This is a genomic window from Collinsella aerofaciens (assembly GCF_015555045.1).
Classification (GTDB): Bacteria; Actinomycetota; Coriobacteriia; order Coriobacteriales; family Coriobacteriaceae; genus Collinsella; species Collinsella aerofaciens_W.
This window is the reverse complement of sequence record NZ_JADNJQ010000041.1, coordinates 1-15,852: the sequence shown is the minus strand read 5'-3', so window position 1 is coordinate 15,852 and position 15,852 is coordinate 1. Positions and strand designations below refer to the sequence as shown.

Genomic DNA, 15,852 nt, shown 5'->3' with positions numbered 1-15,852 from the left:
GTCTCAAGAAGGAGTAACATCGGGACTTGCAGCGACGGACCTCAGGACACTCTTACACCACGTCTGCGCGCGCGACCGTTTGGGGCAGGCGCGAGGCGCGGAAACGATGTCTGGAGCGACGGAGCGGCCTGGAATTCATCCGTAGAGGTCTTCATTGGCTGCGCCAGGAGTGTCCCTAGGTACCGGCACATAAGGAACGTCCCTAACTGCCGGAGGGGGCGTCTGCCGTGGCAGACGCCCCCTCCGGATGTGGGAAGTTTGCGCTGCAGGTTACTTGTCGGTGCCCAGCTTGTGTGGCTTGAGAGCGAGCGCATTGACGAGCGCGTCGGTGGCAGACTTGACGGCTGCCGGCTGCGGATCGTTGACGTGATCCTCGGGGTGTACGGGCAGGTCCTTCTTGACAGCATCGTGGATCAAGTTGAGGTACTCAGTCACGCCAGTGGTCGATAGGTGCGTGCCATCGCCATCGAACAGGTCGTTGCGGTTAGCACTGTATCCGTACCAATCGATAACGCGCACGTTCTTGTAGCGCGTAGCGGCGTTGGCGATGGCCTGGTTGGTAGAGCCAACCCACGGCTGCGGGCTGCGCGTGTTCACAAACACCACAATACGCCTATCTCCTGCATCGGCCATGATGGCGTCGATCTGGTCGTCGGTTACCAAGCCGTTGGTGCCCAGGGCAAAGACCACGATCTTGCCGGCAAGGTTCTGCTGGATATAGCCCTCAAATGTCGCGCGCCCCGCATCAAACTGGCGGCCCTTTTCGGCATCGATATGGCTGTGCGGGAACACGCCGTCAAAGGTGTCTACGGCACGCAGCGACACGGAGTCGCCGATCATAAGCAGATCGTAGGAGCCATCGGGGAAGCCGTCGTTGTCCTTGTCGGTGTCGTCGGCCGCCTGCTGGTCGGTGGGCGCGGTGTTCTTGGCTTCCTTGTTCAGAACTTCGGCGCCCTCGCCGCTCAGCGCAGACGTCTCGGGCACAAAGATCAGGCCGCCCAGTGCAACGACCAACACGACAGCGCAGGCTGCGCAGACAGGGACGTGCGCGCGTACCCAGTTAGCGGGCGTGGTGGTGCCGTCGCGGAACTCGGACACGGTGCGCTCACAGGCGCCCTTCCTAAACGGAGTCTCGATAAAGCGATAGCAGCACTCTGCCACGGCGACCACCACAAGTACCTGCAAGATATACTGCCACCACGGTGTATCGTTGATGTTGGCGACCGGGTTCATGAGCAACAGCAGCGGATAGTGCCACAGGTAGATGCTGTACGAGCGCTTGCCAACCCACACGAGCGGCTCGGCGGACAGCGCGCGGGCAACCATTCCCTGGGGCTGCACGCAGGCCGCGATGACCATGAGCGTGAGGATCGAGCACAGCAGCGTGCCTCCGCGATACTGGAAGGCGGTGTAGCCGTTGGTGAGCGCGACCATGGCGGCAAGGCCAACCAGACCCACGACGCCCAACACATCGATGGATGCGGGCGAGGACCAAAAACGCACGAGGGCGCTCGGCTGTGCCGGGGCGGTCTCGGCTGCTTCGTCGGCCTTCTCGCCAGGCTTGCCCTCGGCGTTCTTGCCGTGCTTGGCGGCGCCAGCTAGGCGATTGAGCCCCAAACGACGAGCGAGACGCACCGGCGCCAGGTCGCGATCGGGGATAAAGGCCATCCAGGCACCCAGCAGCAGCGAGAACACGCGGGTGTCGGTGCCGTAGTACACGCGGCTGGGGTCGGCGGCAGGGTTATAGAGCACCATCATGGCGATGGCGGAGACAGCAGCCAAGCCCAGAACCACGCGGCGCGTGTTGGGCTTGCTCACATGCATGGATACCATGGCAAACAGCAGTGGCGGCCAAATCAGGTAGAACTGTTCCTCGATGGCAAGCGACCAAAAGTGCGTGAGCGGCGAGGGGTCGCCCAGGGCATTGAAGTACGAGACGTTTTGGGCAATCTGCCACCAGTTGTTGAAGAACAGCAGCGACGGCAGGATGTCGGGACGCATCTTGGTGAGCATCACGTGGTTAAAGATAGTGCACAGCGCGCAGGTTACAAACACTACCGTTACCACGGCGGGGACCAGGCGACGGATGCGGCGAATCCAGAAGCTCTTGAGGTCGATGTGGCCGGTCTTAGCGACTTCGTTGAGTAGCAGGCGTGTGATCAGATAGCCCGAAAGCACAAAGAAGATCGTGACGCCGAGCAGACCGCCCTGCGCCCACGTGAGGTTGAGGTGATAGAGCACCACCGCGACGACGGCAAGCGTGCGCAGACCGTCGAGTGCAGGGATGTAGCGGGACTTGGGGCGAGCAGGCGTCTGCTCCGCGGCGGGAGTGTTGGCGCGGCCCGCGTTGTTGGCAGAAGCGCGATGGGGGCTCGCGGTGCGTCGCGGCTCGTTGGCACGGCGTTCGCTCTTCACGCGTTCGTGCGGCGCCGGCTCGTTGCCCGTGCGGCGTCGACCGCGCGAGCCCGATTGCGAGAATTGTTCCATAAAACATCATCCAATGACGAGAATAATCAGCACGTATTCATTGTAGCTGCCTGCTCCTGTGAATGCTTGCTGCTGGCGCAACCTCAAGGGTGCGTTCACATCAAAGTGAACTAAAGTTATAGAGGTGCGAAGGCGCGCAATCGACGGTCGACGGTGGGTGCAAAGCCCGCAGATGAGGAGGTTTCCATGGCAGATCGCGGCATCGTTGCGGTGTTCGGCAGCATGAACATGGACCTTTCGGTGGCGTGCGAGCGCATGCCGCGCGCGGGCGAGACAGTCGGTGGTAGCGGTTTTATCACCAACGCCGGTGGCAAGGGCGCTAACCAGGCCGTCGCCGCCGCGCGCATGGGTGCGCGCACGTGCATGATCGGCGCTGTCGGTCGCGACGCGTTCGGCGCGTCGCTCGTGGTGGGGCTCCAAGACGCCGGTGTGGACTGTGACTTTGTAGTGCATCGCGATGACGCGGAGACGGGAACGGCAACCATCATTCGCTGCGAGGGCGACAACCGCATCATACTGTCACCGGGCGCCAACCATGCGCTTGCGGGCGCGGACGTTGCCTGCGCGTTGAGGCGTCTGGCGGCCCATGAGCTCGACGGCGACGCCAGCGAGATTGCCCCGGCTGCCGGAAGCGTCTTTATCGCCCAGGGTGAATGTGACCTTGCAGCGACGGCCGATGCGCTTGTTTGCGCTCACGAGCTGGGGTTCTATACGGTCTTTAATCCAGCGCCCGCCTGCGAGTTACCTGCGGAGGTCTGGCCTGCGGTCGACCTGGTCTGCCCCAACGAGACCGAGTGCCAGGTTCTGACGGGCATTCTGCCCACGGATGATGTGAGTTGCGTCGCCGCGCTCAATGCGCTGCTCGACAAGGGCGCCGGCGCCGCGGTCATCACGCTGGGCGGTGCCGGCTCGGTTACGCTCGGCGATGGCGGTGAGCTGCTGCGCATGCCGGCACTTTCGAGTGCGGTAGTCGATACCACGGCCGCCGGCGATACGTTTATCGGCGCGTTGGCGGCGGCTCGCCTAGAGGGCTTGCCGCTCTTTGAGTGCATGGCCGCGGGTGCTCGCGCCTCGGCAGTGACGGTGTCGCGCCTGGGCGCTCAGCAATCGATTCCCACGCGCGCCGAAGTTGAACATTGGTTTGGTTAAACGATAAAGACGGAGAAGCGGAGTAGAACAATGGCAATCAAGAAGCTGATCCTTGATCTGGATATGGGTGTGGACGATGCGATGGCGCTGGCCTATGCCATCGCGAGTCCCGAGGTGGAGCTCGTGGGCATCACCACGTGCTTTGGCAACGTACGCGTCGAGCAGTCGGCGCACAACTGCCTGGCGGTGCTCGACCTGTTGGGTCGTCCCGAGGTGCCGGTGTACCTGGGTGCCGACCGTCCTCTGCAGGCGACTGAGCCCTATGCGCCGCCGGCGTCCACCGCGCTCATTCACGGCAAGAACGGCATCGGCGGCGCGAGCGTGCCCGCGTCGCCCTACGAGCCGGTGGGGGCGACCTCGGCCGACGGCAACGCTGCGGTCGATTATCTGATCGATGCCGCGCGCACCTATGGTCCCGATCTGGTCTACGTAGCGACTGGCCCGCTCTCCAACCTGGCGCTCGCCCTGGAGCGCGATGCGGCGGCGATGATGTCCATCGGCCGCGTGGTCGTGATGGGCGGCGCCCTTACCGTGCCCGGCAACGTGAGCGCGGGCGCCGAGGCCAATATGGCGAGCGACCCCGAGGCAGCCGACGCGGTGCTGCGCTCGGGCCGTAAGCTCACCATGGTGGGTCTGGACGTGACGCATCGCGTGGTGCTCACACGCCGCGACATTGCCGGCTGGACGGGCTCGGGCACCATGGCGGGCTGCGCATTTGCGAGCATGGTCGAGCACTACATTGGCTCGTACGAGATGAACGCACCCTACCTGGGTGGTTGCGCGCTGCACGATCCGCTGGCCGTTGCCGTGGCGATCGACCCCACGCTCGTAGGTGCGCTCGGCTGCAACCTGCGTGTTGATCTGCTGGGCGAGTACCGCGGTCGCACCATCTGCGATGAGCGTCGCCTGTCCGATCCGGACAAGAGCGCGCTTGTGGCACTGACCGTGGATGCTCCGCGCTTCCTGTCCGAGTTCAAGGCACGCATGGCCCGCGTCTTGGGCTAAGTTGTCTTTTTGGGACGGGGCTTTTTTGACTGGTATGATTGGTGCGACCATTCGAACCAGCTAAAAGAGCCCGTCCCAAATTGACTACCGAGAGGATCTGCCATGGAGCGCATTGCGAGCTTTTCCGTTGACCATCTGCTGCTTGAGCCCGGCGTGTATGTGAGCCGCATCGACCGCGATCCGGCGACCGGCGCCGCCGTCACCACCTTTGACCTGCGCCTGACCACGCCCAACAAGGAGCCGGTCATGAACACCGCCGAGTGCCACACCATCGAGCACCTGGGCGCGACGTTCCTCCGCAACCATGCCGAGTGGTCGAGCCGCATTGTCTACTTTGGCCCCATGGGCTGCCGCACGGGCTTTTACCTGGTTGTCTTTGGCGAGCTGACGAGCGAGAAGGTCTTGCCGCTCGTCCGCGAGCTGTTTGAGTTTGTCGCCGGCTTTGAGGGCGATGTCCCCGGTGCCGCTCCCGAGGAGTGCGGCAACTACCTGGACCAGAACCTCCCCATGGCAAACTGGCTCGCGCGCCGCTATCTCGACCGTGACCTGGCCGATATCGATGAGAAGCACCTGCATTATCAGCAGGCGTAAGTCCCTCGCAGGAATAGCGTTTGTACTAGAAGCGCTCCCGCTCTTTGCGGAGCGCTTTTTTATGCCGAGTGCTCAAAACAGAACAAGATTGTTCTAGAATGTTCATACTGTCACACAAACGAACAGGAGCGAACATGCATATCTACTCTGTCTCTGATCCCGAGTTCAAGTCCTATGGCAACGTTTGGGATAACGTTCCGTCCGAGCTTACGTCGCCCGTGCTCGAGGCACTTGCCTCCACGCCCATCCCCGAGGGCAGCAAGTACGTAGCAAGCGCGCCGGAGCTCGAGGACGTCAAGGATGCCGACAAGCTTGGCTTTCTCATGTTTGGTGGTCGTCCCTTCCAGCTTGGCTGGTGCAACGGCCACAACACGAGTCTCAACTGCCTGGAGTATCACCGCGCGAGTGAGTTCAACCTGGGCGCGCGCGACTTTATCCTGCTTGTGGCGCATCGCTGGGAGATCGAGGACGGCAAGCTCGACACCGCGTGCGTCAAGGCGTTTCGCGTGCCGGCGGGTACGGTCGTCGAAGTCTTCAACACCACGCTCCACTACACGCCGTGCATGGTCGACGAAGGCGGCTTCCAGGTGATGGTGGCGCTGCCGGCGGGCACCAACGGCCCGCGCCCCGAGGCCGCAGCCGACATGCCTGCCACCGGTGACAGCTACTGCTACTGGAAGGCCGACAAGTGGGTCCTCTGCCACGCCGACAGCCCCAAGGCAGCCGAAGGCGGCTACGTAGGCCTCATCGGCAAAAACCTCGACATCACCGTGGACTAGCGCATCGCCCCAAACCACCACAAAGGTGCCTGTCTCCTTTGCGGTGGTTTGGGGCGGGCGGATATCGGGAAGTGCCAGACGGGGGAGGCTGCCGGGCGCCTTGCCGTCTGCGGATTTTGGGACATGTGGCCCGCTTTTTGAGCCTGCCTGTCGGTACACTAAAAGCACTATGGGTACCCGCGAGCGACATATCGGCCACGCGGCCGCCCGATCCGCACCCGTGGCGGATCCCAGGGGCGGCAGGCTCTTCGCCATGCCGCGATTCCTTGTTGGCATAACACATCAGGCGTACCGTCGCCGCGTCTTCGCTATCGCCGGCGCCATCACCGCACTGTTCCTCATGCTTTTGGCAGTCTTGCCGGCGCTGTTCGCCTTCGACCCCAAACTTTCTAACGCCGTGCCCGCCTATAGCGAGGTGTCCGAAGAGGTCGTGGATGCGCTCGTCCATTCGAGCTCTCTGCCGTTGCTTGTTGCCGCAATTGCATTTTCGATCTGGGGCGTATCGGTCTATCTGCGCTGTTTGGACTATGTGTTGCGCCGCCGCCTTGTTGCCATCGCCACCATCTGCGCCCTGTGGATGATCGAAGTCATTCTCAAGTACAAGTCGTTCACGCCGTTCTATGCCACCGTGCTGTGGTACCTGTACTACGTGCCCATGACGCTCATTCCGCTGCTCTACCAGTTGTGTGGTTTGCGCCTTGCGGGTCTGGAGCAACACCGCCTGGGTCGCCGCTACTGCGCTGCGCTGTGGATTGTGGCCATCCTGCTTATCGGATTTGTGCTCACCAACGATTTTCACCAGCAGGTCTTCCGCTTTGACCGTACAAGCGACACCTGGAGCAACGATTACACGTACGGCTGGGGTTATTTCGCCGTCTTAGTGTGGACGGCCTTTAACTTTGTGGCCTTTTTTATCCTGGTGGGCCGGTCCTCGTCCTTTCGCATCCAACGTTTCTCGGGCACGGCGGCGCTCGTGCTGCTGGGCGGCGCGTTCTTTGCCATCTCATATGCGTTGCGCGTGCCCTGGGCATGGAGGCTCAACTTCTCGCTCATCTATTGCGTCTTGTGTGTGGTGGCGATGGAAATCTGTCTCGATTGCGGTGTCATTCCGTCATATCACGACATCGCCGGCATCTTCGACACCTTGCCGCTTGACCTCAAAGTTCTAACGCGCGACCTGCAGGAAGTCTATGCCACGCCGGTGTCGAAGCCAATGCCGGCGGGCGTGTGCGAAGAGCTGCGAGCCCAGGAACACGAGCATGCCCATGCCTTTGCCGTGGAGTCCGATCCCGATGTAATGTACCGTGCCTTCCCACTGCTGGGCGGATCGGCCCTGCTTGCCCAAGACGTGTCGGAGCTCAACGAGCTTAACCGTGAACTGGCACATCGTCGCATGGAGTTGCAGCGTCAAAACGAGCTGCTCGCCGCCGACTACGACCTTAAGACGCATTTGGCAGATCAAGAGGCCGAGACCTTGCTGGTCCAAGACGTGGACCAGGCGCTTGCCCGCGCGCTCGAAGGGATGTACGACCTGCTGAGCTCGCTGCCGCCGTTGACCGACGAAGCGTCTTCGCACGAGCGTTACCGCATGCTGCAGCGCGCCAAGATGCTCGTCGCCTATTGCAAGCGCAAGGGGTCGCTCACGTTGGCACAGCACGGGGAGAGCGGTTTTGATCGCGACCGCATTCAACTCATTGCCAACGAGCTCGCAAGCGACCTGCGCACCATCGATATCGATTGCGCCTCGATTATCGCCATACGGCGCCCGATGCACGCCAGTACGGTAAGCGCCCTGTACGACTGCGTGTATGACTTTGCGTTTTTTGCCTACACCACCGACCATCCGGCGCTTATGTATCACTTGGGCGATCATGACCGATGCAGTGTCGAGCTGCGTGCCGCGCTTTTTTCCAACGATGATGCAGATCTTTCGCAGACGCCCGCTGCGCAAGAGCTCGAAAGCGCTCTGCAAGGGCGCAACGTGGCATACCGCCTTGAGGGCGAGCCCGGCCAGCTGCGCATGATCGTCTTGATGCCGAGGGCGGGTGAGTGACGATGCAGATTTCGCTCATTCTTCCCCAAATCGTTGCGCTCGATGTTGTCTTTGCCCTGGCTGCGTGTCTGCAGACGATCCACGTCCCGCTCATCGCATCGCGCCGCTCGTCCTATAACCGTAAGGTGATTTGTGCCTACGAGGCGAGCCTTGTGCTTCACCTAATTATTTCGGCGCTCATCTTGTTCGCGTCGTCTGGCTCATATCTGGTGGCGCCGCTTGACGTTTGCGCCAGGGCAATGGGCGGAGCGTTGTGGCTCAATGCCGTGATCTTTGCCTACGGCATGGTGCTTATGGTGCACTATCGTCGCCCCGTCATGCTGGCCGAGCTGTCGCTTGTTGTCGCCGTTACACCACCGGTGGTTTTTGCCATGGGCTCGGCGTGGACCGTTGTCCTTATCGCAGAGGGAGCGTTCTTCCTGTTCCGTTCCATCGCGGCGCTCTTGATGGACGTCCGTAACCGCCAGGAGGATATCACCATGTTCTCGACGATCGAGACCATCAACGTGATTCCCGTGGGCATCCTGTATCTAGACCCGAGGGGCCGTCCGCTGCTCATGAACCGCTGCATGCGCAAAAACCTGGTGGAGCTTCATATGCCCACCGACCTAGGCGATATGAGCGGTACATGGAACGACCTGCGCAAACTCAGCATGCAAATGCCCGAAAGCGGTAGGAACCGTGTGCGGATTAACTTGGACCGTTTTGGTGAGGCTCGCGCGGTGATCGAGATTTCTCCCGCCGAGATTCGCCTATTTGTGCACGACGAGGTTATGGTTTCGGGACGCCTCTTTGAGCGCATTATCGGACTGGACGTGACGGAATACGCACACGCCTACGATCGCTTGGCGCAAGCCAACCACCTACTTGAGCTTGCGGGCCAAGAGCTCCAGTCCCAGATTGAAGAAGTTAAAAAGGTTGCCGACAATGCGGCCTTTCTGCGTATGCGCGCCCGCGTTCACGATGTGATCGGGCAGCGCCTGTTCATTCTCCATCGCTATTTGGAGGAGGGGCGCCTGGACGACGAGTCGCTCGAGCAGATTGACCCGTTGCTGCGCTCGATCGCCGCCGATTTGCGCAGTGGCGGTGCCAGCGAGCCTGCAGAGCAGTTGGGTGATATCGTCCATGCTTTTGGCTTGGTGAGTGTGCAGATCGATGTCGAGGGTGCACTGCCTGAGGACGCGCGTGTCGCCGCCGCATTTTTGCAGATTATTCGCGAGGCCTCGACCAATGCCACCAAGCATGCGCAGGCGCATCGGGTCCATGTGCGCCTGTGGCAGGAGGGGGCGGATGCTGACGGCATCGCGCACATGACGATTTCTAACGACGGCGCGCCTGCACCCGTATCGTATCGCGAGGGAACGGGTATCCCAGGTATGAGGCATGTCGCACAGAATCTGGGCGGCAGCCTGGAAGTCCACACCGCCCCGTCCTTCACGCTTACGGTGTCCATCCCGCTTGCCTCCAACGCCACGGTCCAAAGGAGAAGTTCATGATCCGCGTCCTTATAGTCGAAGACCAGGCCATCCTGCGCGAGAGCCTGGCGCGCTCCGTTGGCGACCAGCCCGATATGACCGTTGTTTCCGCCATTGCCGATGCTTCCGAGGCCTTGGGTGTCGCGCTCAAGGAGCGCCCGGACATGATACTGATGGACGTATGCACCGAGCATGATTCCAACGGCATCGTGGCGGCGGCGCGCATTAAAGAACAACTGCCCGAGTGCCGCGTCATTATCATGACGGGTATGCCCGAAATCACCTTTGTGGACCAGGCGCGCGAGGCGGGCGTCGACAGCTTTGTGTACAAGAACGTCGGTATCGACGAGCTATTCGCCGTGATGCGCTCCACGCTGGCGGGTTACTGCACGTTTCCCAAGCCGCCCGAGAGCATCTTCTCGGGCACGGCGGCCCTCGACGATGTCGAGCTGTCGATCTTGCGCCTTGCCTGCGAGGGTAAAAGCCGCCGCGAGATCGCGGCCGAGCTGTTTATGAGCGAGGGCACCATCAAACGCCGCATCTCGGAGATTCTCAATAAGACCGGCTACGACAACATCATGCGCTTGGCCGTGCGCGCGGTAACGGAGGGCAGCATCGTTCCCAACATGGAGCGCTAGCGCTCGTTACGCATCGGCATAAAGCGGCGGGGCCGCAGGATTATCTCCTGCGGCCCCGCCTGACATGTGCGCGGATGTGTCCGCCAATCCGCGGCTGATGTTACGTGCCGTTACGCGATGGTTGCGGTGTAAGAGGCGACGTCCTCGTAGGAATCGGTCAGGTAGGCGTCGATGCCGATGGTCGTGTTGACGAGGTCGTCAAGGCTATCGAGTGTGCCGTTCGAGAACGTGAATTCCTCGGTGGCGTTGGTGCCGGGCATCAGGTGAGCCGAGAACCAGGGTTCCTTCATGGTGCCGTTGACGTTGGTCTTGCCGGAAGGAGCGTAGAAGGTCAGGTCCTTGTCGCTCTTGTTGGTGATGTTGACGACAAAGCCGATGTCGCCCCAGTCGTCCTTGAACTTCTCGGTGATGGTGATGGTGCACAGATCGTCATCGGCGACGGTGACGGCGGGGGAGATTTCGACGCTCTGGACATCGTCGTCTTCGACGGCCTCATCGATCTCCTCTTCCTTCTCGGCCGCCTCGCGATCCTTCTTCACCGTACCGGACAGGTCCTTGTCGGACTTGGTAAAGACAAGATTGCCGTCATCTTCTTCGAGGATGAGTTTTCCGTCCTTGAGCTTCATGTCATGCGACTCGTCTTCGGCGGTGATGGTTACGGTGGTGGCGTCCTTTGCCTCCCATTTAAGGTCCATGACTTCAAGGAACAGGTCGAGGGCACCTGTGCCGTCCTCATCGAGAATCAGGACGCAGTGGACACCCCAATCCTCGAGCATCTTCATGTACTCATCGGTCAGCTCTTCGCCCTCCAAGGTTCCACCCGAGAGTTCCCAGCTGCCGACGAAGTTGGCCTTGGGGTCTTTGCCCCCGCCGCTGCAGCCCGTCAGGGCAAAGGCGAGCGCCAGGACGCATGTCAGAAATGCGAGTACGGACTTTTTGAACGTTGTCTTCATGGTGTCCTCCTTCATCGAACGAAACCCATAGAAGCAAATGCGGGGGTGGCGGATCCCCCGCCAATTACCAGATAGAGGCGCTAGGGCCTGGGCGTTCCACAGTTGCTGCAGAACTTGCCGCCGTTTTCGCTACCGCAGTTGGGGCAGAACCACTTGGCCGGTGCCGGGGCGGGCGCGGGGCTGCCGCACTCGGAGCAGAACTTGCCGGTGTTGGTGGCGCCGCAGCTGCAGGTCCACGTGCCGGCCGCAGGTGCGGCGGCGGGAGCCGGTGCGGGGGCGGGAGCCGGAGCCGGCTGCGGGGCGGCCTGCTGCTGTGCCTGGCCGGCGGCGAACAGCTGGCTGGCGTTCATGCCGCCCATGCCACCTGCCATGCCCATGCCCATAAAGCCTGCCATCGCGCCGTTGGGGTTGGCGGCTGCTGCGCGCATTGCGTCGCTCTGGGCGCTGGCGATGTTGGCGGCTGCCATGGTGGGATCGCGCATGACCGCGGCCTTCTGCAGGTCCTTGATCATCTGCTCGTCCTCTTGCGAGGCGGCGATGGAGTTGACGCCAAAGCTCACGATCTCGACGCCGCGCAGGTCACGCCAGTCGGCCGAGAGGACCTCGTTGAGCGCGCGGGCGAGCTCGGTGGTGTGGCCGGGGATGGCGCTGTAGCGGATGCCCATCTCCGAGATCTTGGCAAAGGCGGGCTGCAGGGCGGTGAGCAGCTCGGACTTAAGCTGGCTGTCGATCTTGTCGCGCGTGTAGCTATCGGTCACGTTGCCGCATACGTTGGTGTAGAACAGCAGCGGGTTGGTGATGCGGTACGAATACTCGCCGTTGCAGCGCACGGAGATGTCGACGTCCAGGCCAATGTTGTTATCGACCACGCGGAAGGGCACGGGCGAGGCGGTGCCGTACTTGTTGCCGATGATCTCCTTGGTGTTGATGAAGTAGACGCGCTGGTCCTTGCCCGCGTCGCCGCCAAAGGTAAAGCGGCTGCCGATATTGGCGAAGGTCTCCTTGATGGAATCGCCCAGGTTGCCGCTAAAGACGCTCGGCTCGCTGCCGGTATCGAAGACGAACTCACCGGGCTCCAGCGCGACTTCGATGATCTTGCCGTTTTGCACCACGAGCATGCCCTGGCCGTCGTTGACGGCGATGACCGAGCCGTTGGAGATGACGTTGTCCTCGCCGCGCGTGTTGGAGCTGCGGCCGCCGGTGCGCTTGCTGCCCTTGCAGGCCAAGACGTCAGCAGGCATCGATTCGCAGTAGATAAATTCCTTCCACTGGTCGGCCATGACGCCGCCGGCAGCTCCCAATCCAGCTTTCAAGAGTCCCATGGTGATCTTCCTTTCTCGTCAAAGGCCGGGTGGTATTGGTTGGATTGCTTAGTCGTCCTTGTCGTCTTTCATGACAACGGTGGTCTCGGTGTGGCTGAAGGTGTCGTGCTTCTCGGCCAGGTCGAGCTCGCCACAATACTCATCGGCATGGGTTGCTTCGTTGGCCGTCTTGAGCTGGCCTACCAGTAACACGTCTCCGATAATCACGATGATCAGCGGCGCGATGACGTTGATGAGGATGCCCTCGATATCAAAGGTGAGGTAATCCGGATCGAAGGCGTATTCCCCCATAAAGAGAATCTGGGAGAGGATAAATCCGATCACGAAGAACAGCACCGAGGCGATGGCGAGCTTGGGCTTGGAGCAGGGGAGCTCGCCGACCAAGCGGCCGGTCTGGCCGTTCATGGCAAACAGGTAGCTCTTGCCGTTCCACGAGGTGGAGAGCATCCAGACGGGGAACAGGGCGTAGTCGCTGTCTTCCCAGGCGTAGTCGAGCTGCTTGCTTTCGACCGTGGCATCATCGTATTCGTCGACGACGGTCTCGCGCAGGGCCGAGATCGTGCTTTCTTCCATACGGCGCTCGGCGCGCGCCTTGCAGGTCTCGCAGTCCTCGTCGTAACGGTTGGCGATGTAGCCGGGCATATATGCGACCGAGAACGGACGCAGTGCGTCGTAGTCAAACGGCTCGATGGCGTCCATGTGGCCGTCGGGCATCTTGGATGATCCGTCGACGGGCACGCGCTTAAACGAGATATTGCCCTTGCGATAGGCATCGTAGTGGTCGGTGGTCGTGACGGTGCGGTCGGATTCCTCGGTCACGGTCTCGTTGGTCGCGTCAAAGTGCACTTCGCCGTCAACGCGGGCGCCGTAGAGCCAAAACGGCACGTAGACACCTTGGACCTCGTCGATATGGTTGCCGGTGACAAAGCTCTTGGGCAGCAGAATCTTGCCCTTGTAGTGCTCCTTGAGTGCGGTCATGACATCGTCGCGCCCGAGCTTAAACGGAATTACCAGGTCGGGTGAGAAGTCGCCCGAGAGCTGGCCGGGTGCCACGGCAGAGTTGCCGCAGTATGGACAGGTGGTAACGGCGACGGTGCCGTCGGACACGAGCTCGGCACCGCACGACGAGCAGATGTAGCCGGCGTTCTGGGCCAACTCCTGCACGGCATCGTCGACAGCGGGCTTGGGAGCCGCGGCTGCTGCATCGGCTTTGGCATCTGCCTTGTCCTGGCGCTCGCGATAGAGGGCCTCGGCTTCTTCGACTTCAAAACGAGAATCGCAGTAGTCGCAGACGAGCTTTTGCTCGGCACTGGCAAAGTGAAGGGGGCCGCCACACGCGGGGCATTGATAGTTGATGCTCTCAAAGGCCATGATCGGTCCTTTCGCTGCCGGAGGCTATGCGCCGATGGCGCCGCCGCAGTATTCGCAGCGCCCGCTGGCATCGGGAATGGTGGTGGCTCCGCAGAAGGGGCAGGTCACCGCGGTCTTGGGGGCCTTGGCGGCCACGACGCTGTCGCGCGTCTCCTGGCGCAGCTGCACCAGCGCATCGCGGACTTCGGTTGCCTGGCGCTTGGCCTCGCGATATTCGATGGAGCCGCGCTGATCGATAGTGGAGTCGTTCACGCGCAGGTTGATCTCGGTAAAGTACGGCGTGTTGACGTGGATGGTCAGATTAAAGTCGTAATCCAGGTCGTAGCGCGGCGGGTTGTAGCTCTCGCGCTCGCCGTCCTTGGTCTCGCGATAAATCTCGGTGCGCTGCTCGTCGATATCCATATCGCAGCCGAGTACCTGCGAGAACTCGATGATGTCGGGATTGGCGTCGCGCCAGCGGCTCTGCGAAGTGATGATCAGCAGCCCCGCGTCCTCATCGAGCATAATATTGGTGCGCCCGGCAGAAAGCGTGCGCGTGGGGTTGAACGAAGACAGGCGCTCGGCGTTGGCCTCGCGGTAGGCGAGTTGCTCACGGATATCGTCCGCGGTGCTGGAGCGATAGCCGTGAAAGTAGGGGGAGAGCTTGCCGGCGCACTCTTTGCACAGGTAGCCTTCATTGATTTTTGTCTTACCTAGAAGTCCCAGCTCGGTACCGCAAATCGCGCACTCTTTCTTCTCGAACATCTTGTCAAAGAAGCCCATGGCTGCCTCCCATCAACTGGTAGCGTGTGTCACTTTTGATGATGGGGGAGTGCGCGATCCTTCGCGATACCCAGACGGCTCAAGGAGTCTCCACAACTGGGACACATGGCCCATTTTGACTAGTCGTTGGGGACGTTCTTCGGCCACTCATTGGGGACGTACTTAAATGAGTGGTAGTTGGAGACACTCCTGGCCGAGCTAGAGATCGCGCGCGTCCCTTCTGGTCCATGCGGCTCAAAATCGCGGCGTGATGTGGACGGCTGGGGTCGAATTGGCAGCATTTCGAGCCTGGCTTCGATATTGAGACTGGTTCTTTATTAAAATAGATTTCCAGACAATTGAGCGGCTGGGGGTTAACCATGAGGGGCACGGGAGACACAACCGTATATTTGCGTCGGGGCATTCGGGAGATTATATGCCTGGCGCTGTTCTTCTTCACGTTTTTGGCGTGCGAGTATCTTTTTGATGTGCGCATGGCCGAGTTCGTGTCTCCGAACGAGGTCGTTATTTATGAGAGCCTTGTCATCGGCGCGAGCGTGATTGGCTTTTTTGTGCGTCCCATTCTGTACTATCGCCGTCCCCATGCTATCGACGCAACGAGTGACGTCACGGGCGTTTTGCTGGTGGCGGCATTGCTGCTGTTGATTATGGCGGTTCAGGTTGAGGTGGTAATTGCCGGCGGTTTGGTGGCGTGCTGCGCGCTGGGCTACTGCGGATCGACTGCTCATGCAAATTTTGCGAGGCGCTTTGCGCGAACGCCCTGCTTGGCGCGCGCCGCCGCACTTTCTTACGCCATGGGCGTTCTGGTGCAGGTGCTCAACCACATGGTGATGCCTGTCGGCATTCCTCAGCAGGCTGTTCTGGTCGTCTGTGCGATCGCGCAGGTGGCGTTGCTCCACGGTGCCCGACGCGCCAAGCTGCGCGACGAGTCCGATCCCAACTTTGAACCCAGTGCTGCCGGGCTTTCGGTAGATGCTCTGGAATATGGCGCCAAGTGGCATGACGATCCCGAGGCAAAGGCGGCATTCCGTCGCGCCGTAGTTCGCCTGACCGTGGCGACGGCGTATCTTTCCAGCGTATTCGCCGCTCTCAACGCGGGCTTCACGACCCTGCATGCTGTCGGAGCCGTCGATTTGGGCGATTGGCCGCGCCTGCTGCTTGTCGTGAGCTCGTTGGTCGCTGGCGCACTATTAATATGAGAAAGCCATTGTCAATAGGCGTGTTTGTTCGAGCCCGGTTTTAAACCGGGCTTTTTCGTTTCCCGTCG

At 61.2% G+C, this 15,852-nt stretch carries 13 protein-coding genes; 8 read left to right on the top strand and 5 right to left on the bottom strand.

What is annotated here, in order from left to right; translation table 11 throughout:
- Window positions 1-270 precede the first annotated feature (270 nt).
- Entirely contained in the window at window positions 271-2,487 is a 2,217-nt protein-coding gene (locus tag I2E45_RS09795) for an acyltransferase family protein (protein WP_195445925.1), read from the bottom strand.
- Between the two features lie 186 nt (window positions 2,488-2,673).
- On the opposite strand from I2E45_RS09795, the gene I2E45_RS09790 reads away from it, so the two are divergent.
- The 7 genes from I2E45_RS09790 (at window position 2,674) to I2E45_RS09760 (ending at window position 10,177) form a co-directional block, all read left to right on the top strand.
- Window positions 2,674-3,636, top strand: a complete 963-nt coding sequence (locus tag I2E45_RS09790; RefSeq protein ID WP_195445924.1) for a ribokinase — start codon at window positions 2,674-2,676, stop codon at window positions 3,634-3,636.
- Window positions 3,637-3,666: 30 nt separating this feature from the next.
- On the top strand, window positions 3,667-4,641 hold the full coding sequence (locus I2E45_RS09785) for a nucleoside hydrolase (RefSeq protein WP_195445923.1): 975 nt from the start codon (window positions 3,667-3,669) through the stop codon (window positions 4,639-4,641).
- A 102-nt stretch (window positions 4,642-4,743) separates the two neighbouring features.
- Window positions 4,744-5,232, top strand: coding sequence for an S-ribosylhomocysteine lyase (locus I2E45_RS09780; RefSeq protein WP_117848352.1), 489 nt, complete (start codon window positions 4,744-4,746; stop codon window positions 5,230-5,232).
- Between the two features lie 134 nt (window positions 5,233-5,366).
- On the top strand, window positions 5,367-6,011 hold the full coding sequence (locus I2E45_RS09775; RefSeq protein WP_195445922.1) for a DUF4867 family protein: 645 nt from the start codon (window positions 5,367-5,369) through the stop codon (window positions 6,009-6,011).
- A gap of 253 nt (window positions 6,012-6,264) precedes the next feature.
- Window positions 6,265-8,064: a histidine kinase N-terminal 7TM domain-containing protein gene (locus I2E45_RS09770; protein ID WP_195445921.1), complete on the top strand. Its 1,800-nt coding sequence runs from the start codon at window positions 6,265-6,267 to the stop codon at window positions 8,062-8,064.
- A 2-nt stretch (window positions 8,065-8,066) separates the two neighbouring features.
- Window positions 8,067-9,560 carry a sensor histidine kinase gene (locus I2E45_RS09765; RefSeq protein WP_271742344.1) on the top strand — a complete coding sequence of 498 codons (1,494 nt, stop codon included), beginning with the start codon at window positions 8,067-8,069 and terminating at the stop codon, window positions 9,558-9,560.
- Window positions 9,557-10,177 (top strand): response regulator transcription factor, encoded by a 621-nt coding sequence (locus tag I2E45_RS09760; protein WP_006236292.1) that lies wholly within the window; start codon window positions 9,557-9,559, stop codon window positions 10,175-10,177. The genes I2E45_RS09765 and I2E45_RS09760 overlap by 4 nt, the downstream gene beginning before the upstream one ends.
- Before the next feature lie 110 nt (window positions 10,178-10,287).
- Here I2E45_RS09760 and I2E45_RS09755 read toward each other — a convergent pair whose 3' ends face one another.
- From I2E45_RS09755 to I2E45_RS09740, 4 genes are all read right to left on the bottom strand, one after another.
- The gene (locus I2E45_RS09755) at window positions 10,288-11,130 is read right to left on the bottom strand and encodes a hypothetical protein (protein ID WP_195445919.1); all 843 of its coding nucleotides are present in this window, start codon (window positions 11,128-11,130) and stop codon (window positions 10,288-10,290) included.
- 80 nt (window positions 11,131-11,210) lie between these two features.
- Window positions 11,211-12,452 (bottom strand): SPFH domain-containing protein, encoded by a 1,242-nt coding sequence (locus I2E45_RS09750; protein ID WP_089573532.1) that lies wholly within the window; start codon window positions 12,450-12,452, stop codon window positions 11,211-11,213.
- A 48-nt stretch (window positions 12,453-12,500) separates the two neighbouring features.
- On the bottom strand, window positions 12,501-13,823 hold the full coding sequence (locus tag I2E45_RS09745; RefSeq protein ID WP_195445918.1) for a hypothetical protein: 1,323 nt from the start codon (window positions 13,821-13,823) through the stop codon (window positions 12,501-12,503).
- 24 nt (window positions 13,824-13,847) lie between these two features.
- The gene (locus I2E45_RS09740; RefSeq protein ID WP_055310636.1) at window positions 13,848-14,585 is read right to left on the bottom strand and encodes a DUF4428 domain-containing protein; all 738 of its coding nucleotides are present in this window, start codon (window positions 14,583-14,585) and stop codon (window positions 13,848-13,850) included.
- Between the two features lie 359 nt (window positions 14,586-14,944).
- On the opposite strand from I2E45_RS09740, the gene I2E45_RS09735 reads away from it, so the two are divergent.
- Window positions 14,945-15,784, top strand: coding sequence for a hypothetical protein (locus I2E45_RS09735; protein WP_195445917.1), 840 nt, complete (start codon window positions 14,945-14,947; stop codon window positions 15,782-15,784).
- Window positions 15,785-15,852 lie beyond the last annotated feature (68 nt).

What these genes read in the sequence shown, in the direction of transcription:
- I2E45_RS09765 (WP_271742344.1), top strand. Translation starts at nt 8,067, where the DNA reads ATGCAGATTTCGCTCATTCTTCCCCAAATCGTTGCGCTCGATGTTGTC.
- I2E45_RS09785 (WP_195445923.1), top strand. Translation starts at nt 3,667, where the DNA reads ATGGCAATCAAGAAGCTGATCCTTGATCTGGATATGGGTGTGGACGAT.
- I2E45_RS09780 (WP_117848352.1), top strand. Translation starts at nt 4,744, where the DNA reads ATGGAGCGCATTGCGAGCTTTTCCGTTGACCATCTGCTGCTTGAGCCC.
- I2E45_RS09795 (WP_195445925.1), bottom strand. Translation starts at nt 2,487, where the DNA reads ATGGAACAATTCTCGCAATCGGGCTCGCGCGGTCGACGCCGCACGGGC.
- I2E45_RS09770 (WP_195445921.1), top strand. Translation starts at nt 6,265, where the DNA reads ATGCCGCGATTCCTTGTTGGCATAACACATCAGGCGTACCGTCGCCGC.
- I2E45_RS09750 (WP_089573532.1), bottom strand. Translation starts at nt 12,452, where the DNA reads ATGGGACTCTTGAAAGCTGGATTGGGAGCTGCCGGCGGCGTCATGGCC.
- I2E45_RS09745 (WP_195445918.1), bottom strand. Translation starts at nt 13,823, where the DNA reads ATGGCCTTTGAGAGCATCAACTATCAATGCCCCGCGTGTGGCGGCCCC.
- I2E45_RS09760 (WP_006236292.1), top strand. Translation starts at nt 9,557, where the DNA reads ATGATCCGCGTCCTTATAGTCGAAGACCAGGCCATCCTGCGCGAGAGC.
- I2E45_RS09735 (WP_195445917.1), top strand. Translation starts at nt 14,945, where the DNA reads ATGAGGGGCACGGGAGACACAACCGTATATTTGCGTCGGGGCATTCGG.
- I2E45_RS09775 (WP_195445922.1), top strand. Translation starts at nt 5,367, where the DNA reads ATGCATATCTACTCTGTCTCTGATCCCGAGTTCAAGTCCTATGGCAAC.
- I2E45_RS09790 (WP_195445924.1), top strand. Translation starts at nt 2,674, where the DNA reads ATGGCAGATCGCGGCATCGTTGCGGTGTTCGGCAGCATGAACATGGAC.
- I2E45_RS09740 (WP_055310636.1), bottom strand. Translation starts at nt 14,585, where the DNA reads ATGGGCTTCTTTGACAAGATGTTCGAGAAGAAAGAGTGCGCGATTTGC.
- I2E45_RS09755 (WP_195445919.1), bottom strand. Translation starts at nt 11,130, where the DNA reads ATGAAGACAACGTTCAAAAAGTCCGTACTCGCATTTCTGACATGCGTC.